Raw genomic sequence first — 21,196 nt, 5'->3', positions numbered from 1 at the left:
GCGGGCCGCGCTCGCTAGGCTGGGATGCATGTCCGCTTCCGTGCCCCCTTCCCGCCCCCACCATCGCTTCTGGCCGGCGCGCCTGCCGCACGCGCTGACGCCGCCGCAGACCTCGCTCTGGGACAACCTCGCGATCAGCGCGCGGCGCTACCCGGCCAAGCCGGCCCTGGCCTTCTTCGACCGCGTCTTCAGCTACCCCGAGCTGGTGCGCCTGGCCGAGCGCCTGGCGGCGCGGCTGCACGCCCTGGGCGTGCGCAAGGGCGACCGGGTGCTGCTGGACATGCAGAACTGCCCGCAGCTGGTGATCGCGCATTTCGCCATCCTGCGCGCCAACGCGGTGGTGGTGCCGGTCAACCCCATGAACCGGGCCGAGGAGCTCAAGCACTACATCATGGACCCGGACGCCAGGGTGGCCATCGCCACCGGCGACGTCGCGGCCGAGATCGCGAAGGCCAGCGACCAGCTGGCGCCGCAGCAGCGCCTGTCGCACCTGATCGTCACGCAGTACACCGACGCCTTCGATGCCGCCGCCACCGGCGCCTGCGCACCGCCCGCGGCCTGGCACGACTGGCTGCTCGCGCGCCACCCCTTGCCGTCGCTGGCCGGGGGCAGCGTGCTCGGCTGGGACGAAGCGCTGGCCAACGAGCTGCCCCTGCCGCAGCTGCAGGCCGGCCTGGACGACCTGGCCGTGCTGCCCTACACCAGCGGCACCACCGGCCTGCCCAAGGGCTGCATGCACCCGCACCGCAGCCTGATGCACAACGCCGTGGCCAGCGCCGTGTGGGGCAACGCCACCGCCGACACCGTCAGCCTGCTGGTCGTGCCCATGTTCCACATCACCGGCATGGTCAGCGTGATGCACTCGGCGATCTACACGGGGGCCACGCTGGTGGTCATGCCGCGCTGGGACCGCGAGCTGGCCGGCCGCCTGATCTCCAGCTGGAAGGTGAGCACCTGGACCAACATTCCCACCATGGTCATCGACCTGCTGGGCAGCCCGAACTTCGACCAGTTCGACCTGTCCAGCCTGGCCCACATCGGCGGCGGCGGCGCGGCGATGCCGCAGGCGGTCGCGCAACGCCTCTTCGAGCAGTTCGGGCTGCGCTACGTCGAGGGCTATGGCCTGACCGAAACCGCCGCGCCCTCGCACAGCAACCCGCCCGACGCGCCCAAGCAGCAATGCCTGGGCATTCCCTTCATGAGCTGCGACGCGCGCGTGGTCGATCCCGAGACGCTGCGCGAAGTGCCCACCGGCGAGCAGGGCGAGATCGTGATCCGCGGCCCGATGGTGTTCGACGGCTACTGGAAGCGGCCCGAGGCCACCGAGGCGGCCTTCTTCGAGCTGGACGGCCAGCGCTTCTTCCGCTCCGGCGACCTCGGCCGCATGGACGAGGACGGCTATTTCTTCATCACCGACCGCCTCAAGCGCATGATCAACGCCAGCGGCTTCAAGGTCTGGCCGGCCGAGGTGGAGGCGCTGATGTTCCGCCACCCCGCCATCCAGGAAGCCTGCGTGATCGCGGCCCGCGACGCCTACCGCGGCGAGACGGTCAAGGCCGTCGTGGTGCTGCGCGCTTCGCACAAGGGGCAGGTCAGCGAGCAGCAGGTCATCGACTGGTGCCGCGAGAACATGGCCGTGTACAAGGTGCCGCGCATCGTGCAGTTCGCCGACGCCTTGCCCAAGAGCGGCTCCGGCAAGGTCATGTGGCGCACGCTGCAGGAGGCCGAGCCTGCGGCCTGAGCGCGCCAGCCTCAGGGATTGTCTCTAGTGACGCCGGCAGCAGCCGGGCCCAGACTAATTGTTGAAATATTCAACTATTGGTCTTGGCAATCAACTCCGCCTCCCCCTCATGCGCGAACCGCTGGACGTCAAGTTCGACTACCTGACCCTGACCCTGGATCTGGCCAACGAGAAGGCCAAAGCCGCGGCCTCGCTCGTCTACGAGCAGGAATGCGGCGCTTCGCTGCGCGAGCTGCGGCTGATGCGCTTCATCGCGGCCGAGCCCGGCCTGACGCTGGGCCGCCTGATCGAACACGCGTCGCTGGAGAAGACGCTGGCCTCCAAGGCCGTCTCGGCGATGGTGGGCCGCGGCTGGGTGACGCGTTCCGTCGGAACCAGTGACGCCCGGCACATCAGCCTGGAGCTGACCGAGGCCGGCGAGGCCGTCGTGCTCAAGGCGGACCCCATCGGCCGCTACATGGAGAAGACCCTGTTGAGCAACCTGACTGCCGAAGAACTCGTGGTGCTCAAGCGCTGCCTGGACAAGCTGGTCGCCACCGGCGAGGAAATGAGCGCGTCGCTGCAGGAGCTCATGGCCGTCGTCCGTGACCAACCGGTGACCTGAAGCCGCAGCCGTATTCCCCACCCGTGCATGCCGCACGTCTTCCGAACCTCCCAAAGAAAGGTGGCTCCCATGTACCGACGTCCCTTCCTCCGCGCGGCCGCCGCCGCGGTGCTGGCCTTCGCCGCCGTCGGCGCTTCGGCACAAGTCGATGCCAAGGTGCTGCGCATGGTGCCGCAGACCGACCTGAAGATCCTGGACCCGATCTGGACCACCGCGTTCGTCACGCGCGACCACGGCTACATGATCTACGACACGCTGTTCGGGGTGGACGTGGGCGGCAAGCCGCAGCCGCAGATGGTGGACAAGTACACCGCCTCGGCCGATGCCAAGGTGTGGACCTTCACGCTGCGCAAGGGTCTGGCCTTCCATGATGGCCAGCCGGTGACCGCCGCCGACGTGATCGCCTCGCTGACCCGCTGGGGCAAGCGCGACAGCCTGGGCCAGCGCATGTTTGCCGCCCTGGACAAGATCGAGGCGGTCGGCGGAACGGGCTTCCGCATGACCTTCAGGCAGCCCTTCGGCCTGGTGCTCGAAGCGCTGGCCAAGCCCTCGGGCAGCCCGGCCTTCGTCATGCCCAAGCGGGTGGCGGACACGCCGGCCGACAAGCAGATCGACGACTACACCGGCTCGGGCCCCTACGTGTTTGCGAAGAGCGAATTCCGGCCCGGGGAGAAGGTGGTCTACCTGAAGAACAAGGCCTACGTGCCGCGGACCGAATCGCCCTCGGGCACCGCCGGCGGCAAGCGGGTCTACGTCGACAAGGTCGAGTGGATCATCCTGAAGGATGCGCAGACCCAGTCGAACGCCATCGTCAATGGCGAAGTCGACATGCTTTCGTGGATGCCGCCGGAGCACTACGCCTCCCTGCGCACCAACCCGAAGCTGGAAACCGTCAAGCCCACCTTCGCCGGCTCGTACTACCTGCACCTGAACCACCACGTCCCGCCGTTCGACAACCCGAAGATCGCGCGGGCGGCGCTGCTGGCGGTCAACCAGGAGGCGCTGCTGCGCGGGCAGATGGTGTTCCGCGACCTCTATCGCACCTGCACCTCGATCTATCCCTGCGGCTCGCCGCTGGCCACCGAGACCCACCCGCTGTTCACCGGCAAGCCACAGTTCGAAGAGGCGAAGAAGCTGCTGAAGGAAGCCGGCTATGACGGCACCCCCATCGTGCTGATGCACCCGGCCGACTTCAACCTGCTGAACAAGCTGCCACCCATCATGGCGCAGCTGCTCAAGCAGGCTGGCTTCACCGTCGACATGCAGTCCATGGACTGGCCCACGCTGCTGATGCGCCGCACCAAGAAGGAGCCGGCCGACAAGGGCGGCTGGAACGCCTTCATCACCGGCTGGGGTGGCAGCGATACGCTCAACCCGCTGTTCTTCGCGCCGCTGACCGGCAATGGCGAGAAGGGCTGGTTCGGCTGGAACAACGACCCGAAGCTGGAAGAGCTCAAGGGCGCCTTCGTCTCCGCCACCGACCCGGCCGCCCGCAAGCGGCTGGCCGGCGAGATCCAGGCCCGCGCCATGGAAACCGGCCTGTTCGCGCCATTGGGCGAGACCAACAACCTGTCGGTGATCCGGCGCGGCGCGGTCGAGGGCGTGCTATTGGCTCCGGTGAACGTGTTCTGGAACATCAAGAAGAAGTGAGCCATTGGCCGACGGCGCTCCTGCGGGGCGCCGCCGCCTTTCCAGGAGCAAGGGCTGCGGCAGCGCGCCTTGCGCGGTCCTGTCTTCCTGTCCCGGACGCCCTGATGCTTGCCTTCGTCCTGCGGCGCATCGCCGCCACGGTGCCGGTCCTCGTGATCGTCGCGCTGATCGTCTTCCTCATGCTGCGGCTGGCGCCGGGGGACCCGGCCGCCGCCATCCTGGGCGACTACGCGTCCAGCGATGCGATCAAGAGCGTGCGGGCCCGGCTCGGGCTGGAACAGTCGATCCCCATCCAGTTCTTCCAGTGGTCCGCCCGCCTGCTGGGCGGCGACCTGGGCGAGTCCTATTTCCTCAAGCAGAGCGTCGCCGGCCTGATCGCCCAGCGCATAGAGCCGACGCTGTCGCTGGCCGCCTTGACGCTGGCGATGACGGTGCTGATCGCCGTGCCGCTGGGCGTGATCGCGGCCTGGCGCCACGGCGGCTGGCTGGACCGCTCGCTCATGGGCTTTTCCGTGCTGGGGTTCTCCATTCCCTCCTTCGTCATCGCCTACGTGCTGATCTGGGCGGTGTCGCTCAAGCTGGGCTGGCTGCCGGTGCAGGGCTATGCGCGGCTGGGCGAGGGGCTGCTGCCCTGGCTGCGCCACCTGCTGCTGCCGTCCATCGCCCTGTCCATCATCTTCGTGGCGCTGATCGCCCGCGTCACCCGCGCGGCCGTCGCCGAAGCCCTGACGGAAGACTACGTCCGCACCGCACGCGCCAAGGGCGTGAGCGAGGCGCGGGTGCTGGTGCGCCACGCGCTGGCCAATGCGGCGGTGCCGGTGGTCACGGTGATCGGCATCGGCATCGCCCTGCTGATCGGCGGCGTGGTGGTGACTGAAACCGTGTTCGCCATTCCCGGCCTGGGCCAGCTCACGGTGGATGCCGTGCTGTCGCGCGACTACCCGCTGATCCAGGCCATCACCCTGTTCTTCTCCTTCGTCTACGTGCTGGTCAACCTGCTGGTGGACCTGAGCTACCTGCTGCTGGATCCCCGCATCCGCTACTGAAACCGGCTCCACCGATGCGCACTGAAGTTCAACCTGCAATGGCCGCCGAATCCGTGGCCGACGCGGCCCTCGAGCCTTCGGGCGGCCGCAGTCCCGTGCCGCTGGTGCGCCGCGTGCTGGCCAACGGCGCCGCGCGCCTGGGCGGCGGCACGTTGCTGCTGCTGGTGCTGGCGGCGATGGCCGCGCCCTGGCTGGGCACCATCGATCCGACCGCCATCGACCCGGCCAGCGGCAACCTGCTGCCCGGCACGTCGGGCGAATTCACCAGCCTGGCCGGCGACACCTTCCAGCACCTGTTCGTCATGGGCAGCGACAGCCTGGGGCGCGACATCTGGAGCCGCGTGCTCTATGGCGCGCGGGTGTCGATGACGGTGGGTATCACGGTCGCCGCCCTGTCCGTGGCCGGCGGCATCCTGGTCGGCCTGGCGGCTGGCTACTTCCGCCGCCTCGACGGCGTGCTCATGCGCCTGATGGACGGGATGATGGCCATTCCCGGCATCCTGTTCGCCATCACGCTGGTGGCGGCCTGGGGCGGCAGCCTCTGGACCATCATCGTGGCCATCGCCATCCCGGAGATCCCGCGCGTGGCCCGCCTGCTGCGATCGGTGGTGCTGACGGTGCGCGAGGAGCCGTACGTGGAAGCGGCGATCGCGCTGGACACGCCGACCTTGCGGATCCTGCTGCGCCACATTCTGCCCAACGCCATCGCGCCGCTGATCGTGCAGGGCACCTACGTCTGCGCGGCGGCCATCCTGGTGGAGGCGATCCTGTCCTTTCTGGGCGTCGGCATGCCGGCGGACATCCCCACCTGGGGCAACATCATGGCCGAGGGTCGCATGCAGTTCACCCAGTATCCGCACAACGTGCTGGTGCCGGGCGCCTTCCTGGCGCTGACGGTGCTGGCGGTGAACATCCTGGGCGACGGCCTGCGCGACACGCTCGATCCCAAGTTCAACAAACGGGGGGGCTGAGGATGGAGCCGACCGCTGCGCAAGCCACGCCGGTCCTGTCCGTGCGCGACCTCGGCGTGCAGCTGCCCGCCGGCGGCGACCGCGCGCTCGCGGTGCGCGGCGTCAGCTTCGACGTGCACCCGGGCCGCACCGTCTGCCTGATCGGCGAATCCGGATCCGGCAAGTCGGTGATCGCGCAGACCGTGATGGGATTGCTGGCGCCGGGGCTGCGGCCGGTCGCCGGGCGTGTGGAGCTGCAGGGCGAGGACCTGCTGCAGGCCACGCCGCAGCGGCTGCGCCAGCTGCGCGGCGCCGCCATGGGCATGGTGTTCCAGGAGCCGATGACGGCGCTCAACCCGGTGCAGCGCTGCGGCGAGCAGGTCGACGAGATGCTTCGCCAGCACACCCGCCTGGCAGCCGCCGAGCGCCGCCGCCGCGTGCTGGAGGTGTTCGAGCGGGTGCACCTGCCGGACCCGGAACGCATCTACGCGTCCTACCCGCACCAGCTATCGGGCGGACAGCGGCAGCGCATCGTGATCGCCATCGCGCTGATCCTGAAGCCCGCGCTGCTGATCTGCGACGAGCCGACCACCGCACTGGACGTCACCACGCAAGCCGGGATCCTCAAGCTGGTCCAGGAGATGCAGCAACGCAACGGCACCGCGGTGCTGTTCATCACCCACGACTTCGGCGTGGTCGCCGACATCGCCGACGAGGTGGTGGTGCTGCAGCTGGGCGACCTGGTCGAGCGCGGTACCAGGGAGCAGGTGCTGCAGCAGCCGCGCCAGCCCTACACCCGCATGCTGCTGGACGCGGTGCCCGGGCTGCGCCCGCACGCGCGTCAGCCGGTGGCGCGAGTCAACGCGCTGCTGGAAGCGCGGGCGATCAGCAAGACCTACGTCACCGGCCAGTGGCCCGGGCCGCGACGGATGGTCGAGGCCGCACGGGATGTCTCGCTGGCCGTGCACCCGGGCGAGACCGTCGGCATCGTCGGCGAGTCCGGTTCCGGCAAATCCACGGTCGCGCGTTGCATCGCGCGGCTGATCGACCCCACGGGCGGCGACATCCTGGCCGCCGGCCATTCGGTGGCGCAGGCCCGGGGCAAGCGGCTGTCTCCGTTCCGCCGCCAGGTGCAGGTGGTGTTCCAGGATCCCTACCGCTCGCTCAACCCGCGCCGCACCGTCGGCGAATCGATCATCGAGGGACCGCTCAATTTCGGCGTGCCACGCGCGCAGGCCTGGGCCCGCGCCGAGGAACTGATGGCGCTGGTGCGCCTGACGCCGCGGGCGCTGCGCCGCTACCCGAGCGAGTTCTCCGGCGGCCAGCGGCAGCGCATCTCGATCGCGCGGGCGCTCGCCTGCGATCCGCAGGTGCTGATTGCCGACGAAGCGGTCTCCGCGCTGGACGTGTCGGTGCAGGCCCAGATCCTGGACCTGCTGCGCGAGATCCAGCAGCGCCTGGGCATAGGCATCCTGTTCATCACCCACGACCTGCGGGTGGCCAGCCAGGTCTGCGACCGGGTGATCGTGATGCAGCGCGGCCGCATCGTCGAAGAGGGCACGGCGCAGGCCGTGTTCGATGCGCCGCAGCACCCCTACACCCGCGCGCTGCTGGCGGCCGCGCCCGGACGCGGCTTCGACTTCGGCGGCAGCCGACACGCCATGGGCGCGGGAATGCCGGCCCCGGCATGACCACCCAGCCGCTCCTCCATTCCAGACCTCGCTTCGAATGACGCAGAACCCACCAGCCGCGCTCGGCTACTTCGAACGGCACGCCGACGACTTCGTGGCCATCCGGCACCGGATCCACCACCACCCCGAGCTGGGCTTCGAGGAATTCCAGACCAGCGAACTCATCGCCGACAAGCTGGCGCAGTGGGGCTATGAAGTCCGCCGCGGCCTGGGCGGCACCGGCGTGGTCGGCCAGCTGCGCCGTGGCGACGGAGCCCGGCGACTGGGCCTGCGCGCCGACATGGACGCCCTGCCGATCCAGGAGCGACCCGGCCTGCCCTATGCCAGCGGCCGGCCCGGGATCATGCATGCCTGCGGCCATGACGGGCACACCGCCATGCTGCTGGCGGCGGCGCGCTACCTGGCGGAGGAGGGCCGGTTCGACGGCACCCTGAACCTGATCTTCCAGCCGGCCGAGGAGGGCGGCGGCGGTGCCCTGCGGATGATCGAAGAGGGGCTGTTCGAGCACTACCCGTGCGATGCGGTCTTTGCCATGCACAACGGCCCCGGAACGCCGCAGGGCCACCTGGTGTTCCGCGAGGGGCCGATGATGGCTTCCTCCGACTACGTGACCATCACGCTGCACGGGGCCGGCGGACACGGGGCCGAGCCCCAGCATGCGGCCGACCCGATCGTGGCGGCGTCCAGCATCGTGATGGCGCTGCAGACCATCGTGTCGCGCAACGTGCCGCCGCTCGAGATGGCGATCGTCACGGTGGGCGCGCTGCACGCCGGGCGCGCCAACAACGTCATCCCCGACAGCGCCGTGCTGGAGATGTCCGTGCGGACGCTCAAGCCCGAGGTGCGCGTGCTGCTGGAGCAGCGCATCAAGGCGCTGGTGGCCACCCAGGCGGAAAGTTTCGGCGTGCGCGCCGATATCGACTACCGGCGCGGCTACGCGGTGCTGGTCAACACGCCCGCGCAAACGCAGTTCGCCCGCGAAGTGGCGCTGGAACTGGTCGGGCCGGAGCGGGTCGTCGGCGAAGGCCCGGCGCTCACGGCCAGCGAGGACTTCTCCTTCATGCTGGAGCGGGTGCCCGGCTGCTACCTGGTCATCGGCAATGGCGATGGTGCCGGCGGCTGCCAGGTGCACAACCCCGGCTACGACTTCAACGACCGCAACCTGCCGGTCGGCGCCGCCTACTGGGCGCTGCTGGCCGAACGCTTCCTGGTCGAGCCTGCCGGCCGCGCCTGAGCGGGCGCAAGGCGCCCCGGAGCCCCTGGATCCTCAGGCGCTGGACGCCTGCAAGCCCGGTTGCCCCAGGCCGCCCCTGTTCTCCAGGAAATCGACGATCACTTCGGCCCCGGCGCCGGTCTTCAGGTTGGTGAACACGAACGGCCGGTCGCCGCGCATCCTGCGCGCGTCGCGGTCCATCACCTCCAGGCTGGCGCCCACGTGCGGCGCGAGGTCGGTCTTGTTGATCACCAGCAGGTCCGACCGGGTGATGCCCGGGCCGCCCTTGCGCGGGATCTTCTCGCCCGCCGAGACGTCGATCACGTAGAGGGTGATGTCCGCCAGTTCCGGGCTGAAGGTCGCCGCCAGGTTGTCGCCGCCCGATTCGATCAGGATGAGATCGAGTGACGGAAAGCGCGAGCGCATCTGCGCCACGGCGGCCAGGTTCATGGAGGCGTCCTCGCGGATCGCCGTGTGCGGGCAGCCACCCGTTTCCACGCCCATGATGCGCTCCGGCGGCAGGGCGCCGACACGCGTCAGGATCTGCGCATCCTCCTGCGTGTAGATGTCGTTGGTGATCGCTGCCAGGTCGTAGCGGTCGCGCATGCGCTTGCACAGCGTTTCCATCAGGGCCGTCTTGCCGGAGCCGACGGGGCCGCCGATGCCCACGCGCAGGGGGCCGAAAGGTGAACTCATGATCGAAAGAGCCTCGTGTACTGGGTTTCGTGGCGCATGGACGCAATGTCCGCCAGGAAGCTCGCCGAGCCCAGCTCGTCGAGGCCGGCGGCGCAGGCTTCGCGTGCCAGGGCAATGAAGGTGGGTTCGAGCCCCGCCATCACCCGCAGGCCGTCGGTCTGGCCGAGCGGGACCAGCCGGACACCGGCGGACACCAGGTTGGCGGCGAATGCGTGGAGGAAGACCGGCAGCACGGCCTCCAGCGGCAGCCGGTGCGCCGCGGTGGCCGCGCCCACGGCCAGGGGCCAGGCCGTTTCGCCGGGGCAGTGAGCGGCGAAGGCCTCGATGGCCGGGTTCGGCCAGCCCGCCGCGACGGCGGCGAGGAAGGCCGTGCCCTGGCCGAGGCTCTCCAGCCGGCGTTCGGCCGTCGGCTGCAGGGCGGCCGCCAGTGCGTGGAGGCCCGCCGCTTCCGCCCAGTCCTCGGCGCAGACCGCTCGCCATGCGGCGCCCAGCAGGATCGCGTCGGATCGGCCGGCGCCGTGTCGCAGCACTCCCCGTACCCACCCGGCCAGCGAAGGTGCATCGTGCACCTGCCGCGTCTCCACGGCCCATTCGAGCCCATGGCTGTAGCTGAAGCTGCCGATCGGGAACGCGGGCGAGAACCACGCCTGCAGCTTCGCCAGCTCGGCCGGCGCCAGCATCATCCCGGGCGCCAGGACCCCGGGTTCAGCCCGCATGTTCATGGTGGTCGTGCCCGTGCGCGCCCGAAGGCGCAGGCGCGTGGCCGTGCGCCCGGCCATGCGGACCGGCCTGCGCGAACGCCCCGCCCTCGGGGTCGAATGGAGCCTCGATGGCCACGACGGTGCCGCCCAGTGCGTTGACCATCGCCTCCATCACGTGGTCGTGGCGGATGCGCAGCCGGTCGCGCACGAGCTGGGTCGGCAGATGGCGGTTGCCGAGGTGCCAGGCAATGCGGACCAGCGCGCCGGCGTCCGGCGCCGAGATCTCCATGAGCCGCTCGGGGGCCGCGTCCACCCGCACGATGCGGCCGTCGCTCAGGACCAGTCCGTCACCTGACCGCAGCACGGCGGGCTGCGGCAGGTCGAGCAGCCAGGCCAGCCCGGCCTGCCCGTTCATCGCGTGCCGGCGGCGGTGGCGCGCGTCGAAGTCCAGGACCACCGTGTCGGCGGCGGTCGACTCGTCCCAGGTTCCTGCCGGCCGGATTTCGTTGCAGGTGAGCATCAGAAGAGGAAGTACCGTTGCGCCATCGGCAGCACGGAGGCGGGCTCGCAGGTCAGCAGCTCGCCATCCGCGCGCACCTCGTAGGTTTCGGGGTCCACCTCGATGTCCGGGGTGGCGGCGTTGTGCACCATGGACGCCTTGCCGATGCCTGCACGCGTATTGCTCACCGGGAGGGTGGCCCTGGCCAGGCCGAGCTTGCCGCCCACGCCGGCCGCGTGCGCCGCCGCGCTGAGGAAGGTCACGCCCGTGTGCGCCTTGGCCCGGCCGAAGGCGCCGAACATCGGCCGGTAGTGCACCGGCTGCGGGGTGGAGATCGACGCGTTCGGGTCCCCCATCAGCGCCATGCTGATGACGCCCATCTTGAGGACGAGCTCCGGCTTGACCGCGAAGAAGGCCGGCGACCACAGCACCAGGTCGGCGAACTTGCCCACTTCGACCGAGCCCAGGTGGGTGGACAGGCCGTGCGCGATGGCCGGGTTGATGGCGAGCTTGGCGATGTAGCGCTTGACCCGGAAGTTGTCGTTGTCGCCGGTCTCCTCGGGCAGCCGGCCCCGCTGCAGGCGCATCTTGTGCGCCGTCTGGAATGTGCGCAGGGCCACCTCGCCGACGCGCCCCATGGCCTGGCTGTCGGACGACATGATCGACAGCGCGCCGATGTCGTGCAGGATGTCCTCGGCGGCGATGGTCTCCTTGCGGATGCGGCTCTCGGCAAAGGCCAGGTCCTCGGGGATCCTCGGGTCCAGGTGGTGGGCGGTCATCACCATGTCCAGGTGCTCGTCGATCGTGTTGACCGTGTACGGCATGGTGGGGTTGGTGGACGCCGGCAGCACGTACGGTAGCCCGGCCAGCTTGATGATGTCCGGCGCATGGCCGCCCCCGGCTCCTTCGGTGTGGAAGGCATGGAGGGTGCGGCCCTTCATGGCGCGGATGGTGGACTCGACGAACCCGGATTCGTTGAGCGAATCGCTGTGCAGCATCACCTGGATGTCGTAGTCGTCGGCCACCGACAGGCAGCAGTCCAGCGCGGCGGGCGTCGCGCCCCAGTCCTCGTGCACCTTGAGGCAGCAGGCGCCGGCCTCGATCTGCTCGATCAGGGCGTCCCGCCGCGACGAGCTGCCCTTGCCGGCCACCGCGAAGTTCATGGGAAAGCCGTCGAGCGCCTGCAGCATGCGCGCGATGTGCCAGGGCCCCGGCGTGCAGTTGGTCGCGACCGAGCCGGTCGCCGGGCCGGTGCCGCCGCCCACCATGGCGGTGGTGCCGGCGGCCAGGGCTTCCTCGATCTGCTGCGGGCTGATGAAGTGGATGTGGGTATCGACGGCGCCGGCCGTGACGATCTTGCCTTCACCGGCGATCGCTTCCGTGCCGGCGCCGATGACGATGTCCACGTCCGGCTGCACATCCGGGTTGCCGGCCCTGCCGATGCCGCAGATGCGCCCGTCCCGGATGCCGATGTCGGCCTTGACGATGCCCCAGTGGTCGATGATGAGCGCATTGGTGATGACAGTGTCGACCGCGCCTTCCGCCCGGGTGGCCTGCGACTGCCCCATGCCGTCGCGGGTCACCTTGCCGCCGCCGAACTGCACTTCCTCGCCGTAGACGGTGAAGTCGCGCTCCACCTCGACCAGCAGGTCGGTGTCCGCCAGCCGCACGCGATCGCCGGTGGTCGGCCCGTACATGTCGGCATAGGCCCGGTGCGAGATGCGGAAAGGCATGCGTGTCCTCCCGGGGTGTTCCTCAGGCGAGCGGCCCCATCACCTGGCCGGCGAAGCCGAAGACGCGCCGCGCCCCCCGGAACGGCACCAGCGTCACGTCGCGCGAGTGCCCCGGCTCGATGCGGACGGCGGAACCCGCGGGAATGTCGAGCCTGCAGCCGCGCGCCCGGGCGCGGTCGAAGTCGAGCGCCGCGTTCGCCTCCGCGAAGTGGTAGTGCGAGCCGACCTGCACCGGCCGGTCGCCCTTGTTGGTGACCGTCAGCGTGACCGTGTCGCAGCCCGCGTTGAGCTCGATGTCGGCCTCCAGTGCAAGGATCTCGCCGGGGATCATGGCGCCCCCCTCACCGGATCGGCTGGTGGACGGTGACGAGCTTGACGCCGTCGGGAAAGGTCGCTTCGACCTGGACGTTGCCCACCATCTCGGGTACGCCCGGCATCACCTGCTCGCGCGTCACCACGTGCGCGCCGGCTTCCATCAGTTCGGCGGCGGACTGGCCGTCGCGGGCACCCTCCACCAGGAAATCGGTGATGAGGGCCACGGCTTCCGGATAGTTGAGCTTCACGCCCCGCTCGAGCCGCCGGCGCGCCACCACGGCGGCCAACGCAATCAACAGCTTGTCCTTTTCGCGCGGTGTCAGCTGCATGGTCGCGGTCTCTTCAGCAAAGCCAGTTGCGGGGCAGGGGGCGCTGCTCGCGCAGGCAGGCCAGCGCCGCCGCCAGGGTGGCCCTGAGCGCACGGCTGTCGGGCGCCACCATCCGGACGACCAGGACGCCGTCGGCCACGCTGGCCCCTGCCGCGGTCGCGTCGAACCGGGCCATCGTGTCGCGCAGTGCATCTCGCCTGGCTTCCAGTTCGCTGCCGACGTGGACGATGCTGGCGATCGCGACACAGCCAGCCAGGGCCGTCGGACAGGCGATCGCGTCACCGAAGGGGTCCGACACCCGCGTGGCATCGGCGAACAGCAGCCGCCCATCGCGCTGCACGGTCCAGGTGTCGCGCAGCAGGCCGCTGCGGACCGATTCGCCGGCCGCCGTGCGGCCGAACAGCAGGGCTTCGGCCAGCGTGACTTCCGCGTCGTCGGCCAGCCGCACATCGAACCGGCGCCGCAGGCGCGACCGGTCGTACAGGATGGTTTCCTGCGGGATCCAGTCGAGCCGCGCGCGGCGCCCGACCCGCAGGCCGTGGTGGACGCAGGCGTCGCCGCCGATCGACCGGTAGACGCGTTCGCAGGCCGGGGTCGTGACGGTGGCTTGCGCGCCCTCGTCGAGGTCGATCTCCACCGACAGCACGTCGCCGCCGGTGAGCCCGCCCGCGGTGTTGATCAGCACGGCGTCGACTTCGCCTTGGCGCGCGGGGCGTGGCAGCCGCACCTTCAGGCAGCCTTCCTGGAACAGGCTGGCCAGGCGCGTGGCCCGGGACTCGTCCGATCCCAGGCCGATCCGGACCCGCCCCCGGGATCGTTGCAGCAGGTGCCGCTGCTGCGCCGGGGAGGGGCCGGGCGACAGGAACGCATTCACCTGGCTGGCGAACCCTGGCAGGTCTGACGAAGGCATGACCGCGCGATTCTGGGCTTCGACGCAGACGCGGGGCGTGGCGCGACTGCATTCATTGCAATCGGATGTATGCGGCTGCCGCGCCGGCCGTGGTGGGGGAAGCCATCCATTTCGCCGGCGGGCTCCGAATCGTCTTGTTGCAGGCCCCTCCTGCTTCGCCTGCCGCATCATCCCCGGCCATGCGCATCCTGCTCACCGGGGCCACCGGCCTGATCGGCGGCGCGCTCGCGCGCGCCCTGCTGCGAGAGGGCCATGAACTGGTCTGCGCGGTGCGGGACCCGTCGCGGCTGTCATTGGGAGCGGGCGCGGCCGCGCTCCAGGCGGACTTCGCCGGCGTGCCGGCGGCGGCGTGGTGGGCCGAGCGCCTGCGGGGTGTCGACGCGGTGGTCAACGCGGTCGGCATCCTGCGCGAATCGCCGGGGCAGACGTTCGAGGCGCTGCACCACCGCGCACCCGCCGAGCTGTTCCGCGGCTGCGTGACCGCGGGTGTGCGCTGCGTGGTGCAGGTCTCGGCGCTGGGCGCCGACGCCCAGGCCCGCAGCGCCTACCACCTGAGCAAGCGGGCGGCCGACGAGGTGCTGCGGTCGCTGCCGCTGGGCGGTGCCATCGTGCAGCCTTCGCTGGTGTTCGCCCCGCAGGGCGCCAGCAGCGGCCTGTTCATGGGCCTGGCCACGGCCCCGTTGCTGGCATTGCCGCAGGGCGGGGCGATGCCGGTGCAGCCGGTCCACCTCGACGACGTGGTGGCCGGCGTGCTGGCCGTGCTCGGGCATCCGCCGGCACGCATCACGACGCTGGCCTTCGCCGGCCCGCGACCGCTGGCCCTGCGCGACTACATCGCCGTGCTGCGCCGGCAGCTGGGCCTCGGCCGCGCACAGCCGGTGCTGCCGCTGCCCGCGGCCCTGTTCATGGCCGGCGCCAGCGTCGCCTCGCACCTGCCCGGCAGCTTTCTCGACGGCGACACGGCGGCCATGCTGTTGCGCGGCACCGCGGCGCCAGCCGCATCCTTCACCGAACTGCTGGGCCGCTCGCTCCGGGATCCGGAGACCTTCCTCGAGCCCGGGCAGGCACCCGCCTTGCGCGCACAGGCCGTGCTGGGCTGGGCGCGGCCCCTGCTGCGGCTGGGCCTGGCCCTGCTGTGGCTGTGGACGGCGGCCGTCTCGCTGGGCCTGTACCCGGTCGAGCTCAGCTACGGACTGCTCGCCCGCGTGGGCCTGCACGGCGGCATGGCCGCGCTCGCGCTCTACGGCGCCGCCGGGCTGAACCTGCTGCTGGGCGCGCTCACCCTGGGGTGCCCGCCGGGCTGGCGCTGGTGGCTGTGGCCGGCGCAACTCGCGCTGGTCGGCGGCTACACGGTGCTGGTCACCCTTTTCCTGCCCGAATACTGGCTGCACCCCTACGGGCCGGTCAGCAAGAACCTGCCCATCATGGCCGCCATCGCGCTGCTCTGGGGGCTGGAACCCCGGCGGCGCTGATGCATGGACTACCTCGCGCTCAAGTGGCTGCACATCCTCTCGTCCACCGTGCTGTTCGGCACCGGCATCGGCTCGGCCTTCTACCTGCTGCTGGCCACGCTGGGGCGCGACGTGCGCACGGTGGCGCGGGTCGGCGGCTACGTGGTCGTGGCGGACTGGCTGTTCACCGCCACCACGGCCGTGCTGCAGCCGCTGACCGGCGGGCTGATGGTGCGCAGCGCCGGCATGGCCTGGAGCACCCCCTGGCTGGCCTGGTCGGTGGGCCTGTACGGGCTGGCCATCGCCTGCTGGCTGCCCGTGGTGTGGATCCAGCACCGCCTGCGCGACGAGGCGCGCCGCTGTGCGGCCGCGGGGTTCACGCTGTCCGCGCGCTACTGGCGCTTCTTCATCGCGTGGGTGGCGCTGGGCTTCGTCGCCTTCTTCGCCTTCCTGGCGATCTTCTGGCTGATGGTCGCCAAGCAGGTGCCGTGGGCGGGCTGACCCGATGACGGCCGACACGCTCGACTGCCTGGTGGTCGGCGGCGGGCCGGCGGGGCTGGTGGCGGGCGTCTACCTGGCGCGGTTCCGGCGCCGGCTGCGGGTGGTGGACGCCGGCGGGAGCCGGCTCGCCTCCATTCCGCGCTCGCACAACGTGCCCGGCTATCCGGACGGGGTCGCCGGCGCCGAGTTGCTGCGCCGCCTGCGCGAGCAGGCCGGCCGCTACCGGGTGCCGATCGAGGGCGGGCGCGTCGAACGCCTGGCCGGCCGGGACGGCGCGTTCGAGGCCCGCTGCGGGGGCCGCACGCTGCGTGCGCACAAGGTCCTGCTGGCCACCGGCGCGCGCGACATGGTGCCCGACGTGCCGGGTGTCGAGGCCGGACTGGCGGCCGGCACGGTGCGCTATTGCCCGGTGTGCGACGGCTTCGAGACGCAGCACCAGCGCGTCGCCGTGCTGGGCCGCCGCGAGCACGGGCTGCGCGAGGCGCTGTTCCTGGCCGGCTTCGACAACCAGGTCACCTGGCTGTCGCTCGGCACCCAGCAGGACGTCGCGCCCGCGGAACTCGCGCAGCTGCGCGAGCGCAGCGTGCTCGTCGCCGACGCCATGCCGCTGCACATCCGCTGCCGGCCGGGCGAAGGCGTCGAGATGGAGATGGTCGACGGCCGCCGGCTGGCGTTCGGCGTGCTGTATCCGGCGCTGGGGCTGCGGCATGCGTGCGAGCTGGCCACGGCCCTGGGGGCCCGGGCGCGCGGCGACGGCCAGCTCGTGGTCGACGACCACCTGCAGACCACGGTGCCGGGCCTGTACGTGGCCGGCGACGTGGCCGCCGGGCTGAACCAGATCAGCGTGGCCTGGGGCCATGCCGCCATCGCCGCGACGGCCATCCACAACGCGCTGCCGCTGGTGGCGCCCCGGGCCGACCGGCCGTGACGGGTGGGGAGGACCGGCCGATGGACCGCATCGCCCCCGGCGGACCGCCGCCGCAGCCGTGGCGGCAGCGGCTGCACCGCGTGATCTGGCAGTCGGACACGGCGGCCGGGCGGCTGTTCGACCAGCTCGTCGTGGCCGCCATCCTGGTCAGCGTGGGCGTGGTGCTGCTGGACAGCGTGTACGGATGGCACCAGCGCTGGCGCGAAGTGTTCATGGGGACGGAGTGGTTCTTCACCCTGCTGTTCACGGCGGAGTACCTGGCGCGGCTGGCCAGCGTCGACCGGCCGCTGCGCTACGCGCTGAGCTTCTTCGGCATCGTCGACCTGCTGGCGGTGCTGCCGACCTACCTGGCGCTGTTCGAGCCGGAGCTGCACGCACTGATCGACGTGCGCATCCTGCGGCTGCTGCGCATCTTCCGGATCCTGCGGCTGACCGCCTACGTGGCCGAGTACCAGGTGATGGGCGAGGCCCTGTGGGCCAGCCGCCGCAAGATCCTGGTGTTCCTGGCGGCGGTGCTGATGATCGACCTGGTGATGGGCACCGTGATGTACGTGGTGGAGGGGCCGGAGAACGGCTTCGACGACATCCCCACCTCGGTGTACTGGGCGATCACCGCCATGACCACCGTCGGCTTCGGCGACATCACGCCCAAGACGGACCTCGGCCGCTTCATCGCCTCGGCCATGATGCTGGTGGGCTGGGGCACGCTGGCCGTGCCCACCGGCATCGTCACGGCGGAGATGACGGTGCGCCGCCACACGCGCCCGCCGCTGGGTGCCCGCAGCTGCGGGCAATGCGGCGCCACCGGCTACGGACCGGAGGCGCGCTATTGCCAGCAATGCGGGGCGGGCTTGCCTGCGGGCGGCCCGCCGGCGTGACCGGGCGCGGCGAGTGCCTGCGCCACGACCCCGGCCCGCCAATCACATGCGCACGCGCACCGCGATGTCGCCCTGCTTGTTCGGCACGTCGATGCCCACGTGGACGCCGTAGCGCTGCAGGCGCAGGTCGGCGCAGTGTCCGGCCACGCCCAGCCGGCGGACCTCCATCGAGTCGATGAAGTCGGGCAGGCGCGGCGCCTGCAGGGAGATCTCGCGCTGCTGGGCATTGACTTCCAGTCCGAGGCAGGACTGCAGCAGCAGGTACACGCCGGCGGCGGCCCAGGCCTGCGGCGAGCAGGCCACCGGGTACAGCGTGGGTCCTTCGCTGTCGCGCCGCGGGAAGCCGCAGAACAGCTCCGGGAGCCGGTGCTGGGCAAAGTGCAGGGTGGCCTCGAACAGGCCGCTGAAGATCCGCATCGCCGCCAGCGTGTGGCCGTAGCGCGCCAGCCCGGCGGCGATCAGCGCGTTGTCGTGCGGCCAGATCGAGCCGTTGTGGTAGGACATCGGGTTGTAGCGCGCCTGTCCCTGCGCCACCGTGCGGATGCCCCAGCCGCTGAAGAAGTCCGGCTGCAGCAGCCGCTCGGCCATGCGGGCGGCGTGGTCGGGGGCCGCGATGCCGCTCCACAGCGCGTGGCCGGCGTTGGAGGTGGCCACCTCGCAGCGCTCGCCGCTGGCGTCGATCGCGATCGCGTACAGCCCCAGCACGTCGGACCAGAAGCGCTGCTGGAACGCCTCGCGCAGGGCCTGCGCCTGCCGGTCCAGCCGCTGTGCCAGCGCCGGCTCGCCGAGCGCGCGCGCCAGCTCGGCGGCCAGCAGCCGCGCCTCGTAGACGTAGCCCTGCACCTCGCACAGCGCGATCGGCGGCTCGGCCATGCGGCCGTCGGCGTGGAACACCGAATCGTGCGAGTCCTTCCAGCCCTGCTGCACCAGCCCGTCGCTGCTGCGCCGGGCGTAGCGGACGAAGCCATCGGCATCGGAGTTGGCGTCGATCCAGTCGAGCGCCGCCTTCACGTGCGGCCAGATCCCGCGGATGAAGTCCAGCTCGCCGGTGCGCTGCCAGTAGGCGCCTGCCAGCCCGGCGAACAGCGGGGTCGAGTCCACGCTGCCGTAGTAGCGCGCGAACGGAACCTCGTGCGTGGCCGCCATCTCGCACTTGCGCGCTTCGTGCAGGATCTTGCCGGGCTCGGCGTCGCGGCCCGGGTCGACCTGCAGGGCCTGGCTCTGCGCCAGGAACGCCAGTACCCCGCGCGCGGGCAGCGGGTCGATCCACAGCAGCTCGCGCGCGGTGATGATGCCGTCGCGGCCGAAGGTGGTGGAATACCAGGGCACGCCCGCGTACGGGTAGCGGCCGGTGGGCAGCTCGGTCGACAGCATGGCGACGTCGGAGTCGGAACGCCGCAGCCACAGGTTGACCTGCGGGTTGGAGGTGCCGACGGCGCAGCACTCGGCCCGCTGCTCGCGCCGCGCGCTTTCGTTGGCGCGATAGGCCTGGTCGTAGTGTGGGCGCGGCTGCATCGGCGCGTCGGCGCGCTCGCAGGCGATGTCGCAGTACAGGTGGGTGGTGGCGCCGGGCGCGACGACCAGGTCGAACGCGGCTTCCCGCTCGGCCAGGTGGTCCGGGCGCGGCTCGAAGCACAGCCGGGTCCGGCGGCCGACGCCGTCCAGCCCGTCGTAGGCGTACACCATCTCGCCATTGACCACCTGCGGGGGCAGCAGCTGCCCGCGCTGCCGGCGCGGTGTCCCGCGCACCTCGAACAGGTCGGCGAAATCGGCTTCGAACGCCAGCGCCAGTCGCAGCCGGGCCGTCTCCTCGCCGTGGTTGACGATGCGGATGTGCTCGTGGCAGCAGGCCTGCCACAGCAGCTTGGCGCGGAAGATGTGCAGCGTGCCCTGGGGCACCGCGTGGCGCTCCAGGTCCGGGTTCATGAACTCGGTGATCAGCACGCTGTTGTCGTCCTTCACGCCCGAGCCCAGGAACATCGGGCGCACGCCCTCGACCGTCAGCCGCATCTCGCTGAGATAGCGCATGTCCTCGTGGTAGAGGCCCTGCTCGCCCAGGCCGGTGCCGTCGATGTCGCCGTAGCGGTCGGTCAGCATGAAGCTCTCGTCGTGCTTGAGGACGTGCGGGGTCACGTCGGCGCGGGCCGCGCTCGCCGCCACGTACCACTCGCCGCCGACGTGGATGCGCTGGCTCTTCATCGCTCGGTCTCGGCTTGGCGCCCGGCGGCGCCGGCTCCGGCGGCAACGGCAGGCCCGTCCGGCGCCGCCGGCACCGGGATCGGCGCCCGGCGGGCGGCCCGCCGCGCGCCGGCGCTGAGCTGCTCGTAGAGCGCCACGTACTGCTGGGCCATGCGCGCCGACGTGAAGCGCTGTTCGAACGCCTGGCGGCAGCGCGCCCGGTCGACCTCGTGCACGCGCCGCGCGGCGGCGATCGCCTGCGCCTGGTCGTGCACGATGAAGCCGGTCACGCCGTCGTCGATCAGCTCGGGGACCGAGCCATGGCCGTAGGCCACGACCGGCGTGCCGGAGGCCAGCGCCTCGATCAGTACCAGGCCGAAGGGTTCGGGCCAGTCGATCGGGAACAGCAGGGCCCGGGCCCCGCCCAGCAGCACCTTCTTGTCCACGTCGCCCACTTCGCCCAGGTACTCGACCAGCGGATGCGACAGCAGCGGCTCGATGGTGCGCTCGAAATAGTCGCGGTCGGCGTCGTCGACCTTGGCCCCCACCTTCAGCGGCGTGCCGCAGGCCACGGCGATCTCGATCGCCCGGTCCAGCCGCTTTTCCGGCGAGATCCGGCCCAGGAAAGCGAAGTAGTCCCGGGGGCGCGGGTTGAAGTCGAACAGCCCGGGCGGCAGCCCGTGGTGCACGGTGCCCATGAAGCTCGCCCCGGGCAGCGAATTGCGCTGGTGGCGTGAGATCGACACCAGCGGATGGCCGGCGAAGTGCCGGTGCAGCGGTTGCAGCGCGGGCAGGTCCAGGCGGCCGTGCAGCGTGGTCAGGCAGGCCACCGCCGGGCAGCGGCGCGCCAGCGGGTAGTGCAGCGTGTCGATGTGGAAATGGATGACGTCGAACTCGGCGGCGCGCTCGAACACCTCGTCGACCATCACCATGTGCCAGGCCGTCCAGTCGGGACGGTGCGGGTCGGTGCGCAGGCTGCGCTCGCAGACCGCAACGAGGTCGGCCGTGGTGACCGAATCGCCGCTGGCGAACAGCGTCACGTCGTGGCCGGCCTCGACGAGGGCCTCCGTCAGGTAGGACACGACACGCTCGGTGCCGCCGTACGCCTGGGGTGGAACGCTTTCGAAGAGGGGGGCTACCTGGGCGATCTTCATGGGAGGATTGGCGGAACAGTGAGCCAGA

General features: G+C 71.0%; 20 protein-coding genes. 11 read left to right on the top strand and 9 right to left on the bottom strand.

All coding sequences use genetic code 11. The features are described 5' to 3' along the window. The first annotated feature begins 28 nt into the window (after positions 1-28). From V6M57_RS10360 to V6M57_RS10330, 7 genes are all read left to right on the top strand, one after another. Positions 29-1,741 (top strand): long-chain fatty acid--CoA ligase, encoded by a 1,713-nt coding sequence (locus tag V6M57_RS10360; protein WP_332814911.1) that lies wholly within the window; start codon positions 29-31, stop codon positions 1,739-1,741. Positions 1,742-1,850: 109 nt separating this feature from the next. After that, positions 1,851-2,345 (top strand): MarR family winged helix-turn-helix transcriptional regulator, encoded by a 495-nt coding sequence (locus V6M57_RS10355; protein WP_332814910.1) that lies wholly within the window; start codon positions 1,851-1,853, stop codon positions 2,343-2,345. A 69-nt stretch (positions 2,346-2,414) separates the two neighbouring features. Continuing rightward, positions 2,415-3,995 (top strand): ABC transporter substrate-binding protein, encoded by a 1,581-nt coding sequence (locus tag V6M57_RS10350; RefSeq protein ID WP_332814909.1) that lies wholly within the window; start codon positions 2,415-2,417, stop codon positions 3,993-3,995. 104 nt (positions 3,996-4,099) lie between these two features. Beyond that, positions 4,100-5,041: an ABC transporter permease gene (locus V6M57_RS10345; RefSeq protein ID WP_332814908.1), complete on the top strand. Its 942-nt coding sequence runs from the start codon at positions 4,100-4,102 to the stop codon at positions 5,039-5,041. Between the two features lie 38 nt (positions 5,042-5,079). After that, positions 5,080-6,012 carry an ABC transporter permease gene (locus tag V6M57_RS10340; protein ID WP_332814907.1) on the top strand — a complete coding sequence of 311 codons (933 nt, stop codon included), beginning with the start codon at positions 5,080-5,082 and terminating at the stop codon, positions 6,010-6,012. A 2-nt stretch (positions 6,013-6,014) separates the two neighbouring features. Next, entirely contained in the window at positions 6,015-7,682 is a 1,668-nt protein-coding gene (locus V6M57_RS10335; RefSeq protein ID WP_332814906.1) for an ABC transporter ATP-binding protein, read from the top strand. A gap of 37 nt (positions 7,683-7,719) precedes the next feature. Beyond that, a complete protein-coding gene (locus V6M57_RS10330) occupies positions 7,720-8,916 on the top strand; it encodes a M20 aminoacylase family protein (RefSeq protein ID WP_332814905.1) in 1,197 nt (398 codons plus the stop codon). A gap of 33 nt (positions 8,917-8,949) precedes the next feature. Here the strand turns inward: V6M57_RS10330 and ureG are convergent, their stop codons facing one another. The 7 genes from ureG to V6M57_RS10295 are packed head-to-tail and all read right to left on the bottom strand — an operon-like array spanning position 8,950 to position 14,078. Continuing rightward, complete coding sequence (gene ureG, locus V6M57_RS10325) at positions 8,950-9,591, bottom strand: urease accessory protein UreG (RefSeq protein ID WP_332814904.1); 642 nt, start codon at positions 9,589-9,591, stop codon at positions 8,950-8,952. After that, a complete protein-coding gene (locus V6M57_RS10320; protein ID WP_332814903.1) occupies positions 9,588-10,307 on the bottom strand; it encodes an urease accessory protein UreF in 720 nt (239 codons plus the stop codon). The genes ureG and V6M57_RS10320 overlap by 4 nt, the downstream gene beginning before the upstream one ends. Next, the gene (locus V6M57_RS10315) at positions 10,297-10,812 is read right to left on the bottom strand and encodes an urease accessory protein UreE (protein ID WP_332814902.1); all 516 of its coding nucleotides are present in this window, start codon (positions 10,810-10,812) and stop codon (positions 10,297-10,299) included. The genes V6M57_RS10320 and V6M57_RS10315 overlap by 11 nt, the downstream gene beginning before the upstream one ends. Further along, on the bottom strand, positions 10,812-12,524 hold the full coding sequence (ureC, locus tag V6M57_RS10310; protein ID WP_332814901.1) for an urease subunit alpha: 1,713 nt from the start codon (positions 12,522-12,524) through the stop codon (positions 10,812-10,814). Before ureC ends, V6M57_RS10315 begins: the two co-directional genes overlap by 1 nt. 22 nt (positions 12,525-12,546) lie before the next feature. Beyond that, positions 12,547-12,855 carry an urease subunit beta gene (locus V6M57_RS10305; RefSeq protein WP_332814900.1) on the bottom strand — a complete coding sequence of 103 codons (309 nt, stop codon included), beginning with the start codon at positions 12,853-12,855 and terminating at the stop codon, positions 12,547-12,549. 10 nt (positions 12,856-12,865) lie between these two features. Further along, positions 12,866-13,168 (bottom strand): urease subunit gamma, encoded by a 303-nt coding sequence (locus V6M57_RS10300; protein ID WP_332814899.1) that lies wholly within the window; start codon positions 13,166-13,168, stop codon positions 12,866-12,868. A 13-nt stretch (positions 13,169-13,181) separates the two neighbouring features. After that, on the bottom strand, positions 13,182-14,078 hold the full coding sequence (locus V6M57_RS10295; RefSeq protein ID WP_332814898.1) for an urease accessory protein UreD: 897 nt from the start codon (positions 14,076-14,078) through the stop codon (positions 13,182-13,184). Between the two features lie 179 nt (positions 14,079-14,257). On the opposite strand from V6M57_RS10295, the gene V6M57_RS10290 reads away from it, so the two are divergent. Genes V6M57_RS10290 through V6M57_RS10275 form a run of 4 tightly spaced genes read left to right on the top strand, consistent with a single transcriptional unit; the run spans position 14,258 to position 17,836 of the window. Continuing rightward, positions 14,258-15,550 carry an SDR family oxidoreductase gene (locus V6M57_RS10290; protein ID WP_332814897.1) on the top strand — a complete coding sequence of 431 codons (1,293 nt, stop codon included), beginning with the start codon at positions 14,258-14,260 and terminating at the stop codon, positions 15,548-15,550. A 3-nt stretch (positions 15,551-15,553) separates the two neighbouring features. Continuing rightward, positions 15,554-16,030 carry a DUF2269 family protein gene (locus tag V6M57_RS10285; RefSeq protein WP_332814896.1) on the top strand — a complete coding sequence of 159 codons (477 nt, stop codon included), beginning with the start codon at positions 15,554-15,556 and terminating at the stop codon, positions 16,028-16,030. A 4-nt stretch (positions 16,031-16,034) separates the two neighbouring features. After that, positions 16,035-16,958, top strand: a complete 924-nt coding sequence (locus V6M57_RS10280) for an NAD(P)/FAD-dependent oxidoreductase (RefSeq protein ID WP_332814895.1) — start codon at positions 16,035-16,037, stop codon at positions 16,956-16,958. 20 nt (positions 16,959-16,978) lie between these two features. Then, positions 16,979-17,836 carry an ion transporter gene (locus V6M57_RS10275; RefSeq protein WP_332814894.1) on the top strand — a complete coding sequence of 286 codons (858 nt, stop codon included), beginning with the start codon at positions 16,979-16,981 and terminating at the stop codon, positions 17,834-17,836. Positions 17,837-17,878: 42 nt separating this feature from the next. On the opposite strand, the gene V6M57_RS10270 is transcribed toward V6M57_RS10275, so the two are convergent. Beyond that, positions 17,879-20,035: an amylo-alpha-1,6-glucosidase gene (locus V6M57_RS10270; RefSeq protein WP_332814893.1), complete on the bottom strand. Its 2,157-nt coding sequence runs from the start codon at positions 20,033-20,035 to the stop codon at positions 17,879-17,881. After that, on the bottom strand, positions 20,032-21,168 hold the full coding sequence (locus V6M57_RS10265) for a glycosyltransferase family 4 protein (RefSeq protein WP_332814892.1): 1,137 nt from the start codon (positions 21,166-21,168) through the stop codon (positions 20,032-20,034). Before V6M57_RS10265 ends, V6M57_RS10270 begins: the two co-directional genes overlap by 4 nt. Between the last annotated feature and the right edge of the window lie 28 nt (positions 21,169-21,196).

Origin of the sequence: Ramlibacter sp., from assembly GCF_036676645.1 — a bacterium.
In the GTDB taxonomy this organism is placed as follows: Bacteria; Pseudomonadota; Gammaproteobacteria; order Burkholderiales; family Burkholderiaceae_C; genus Ramlibacter.
This window is presented reverse-complemented; position numbering and strand designations above follow the sequence as displayed.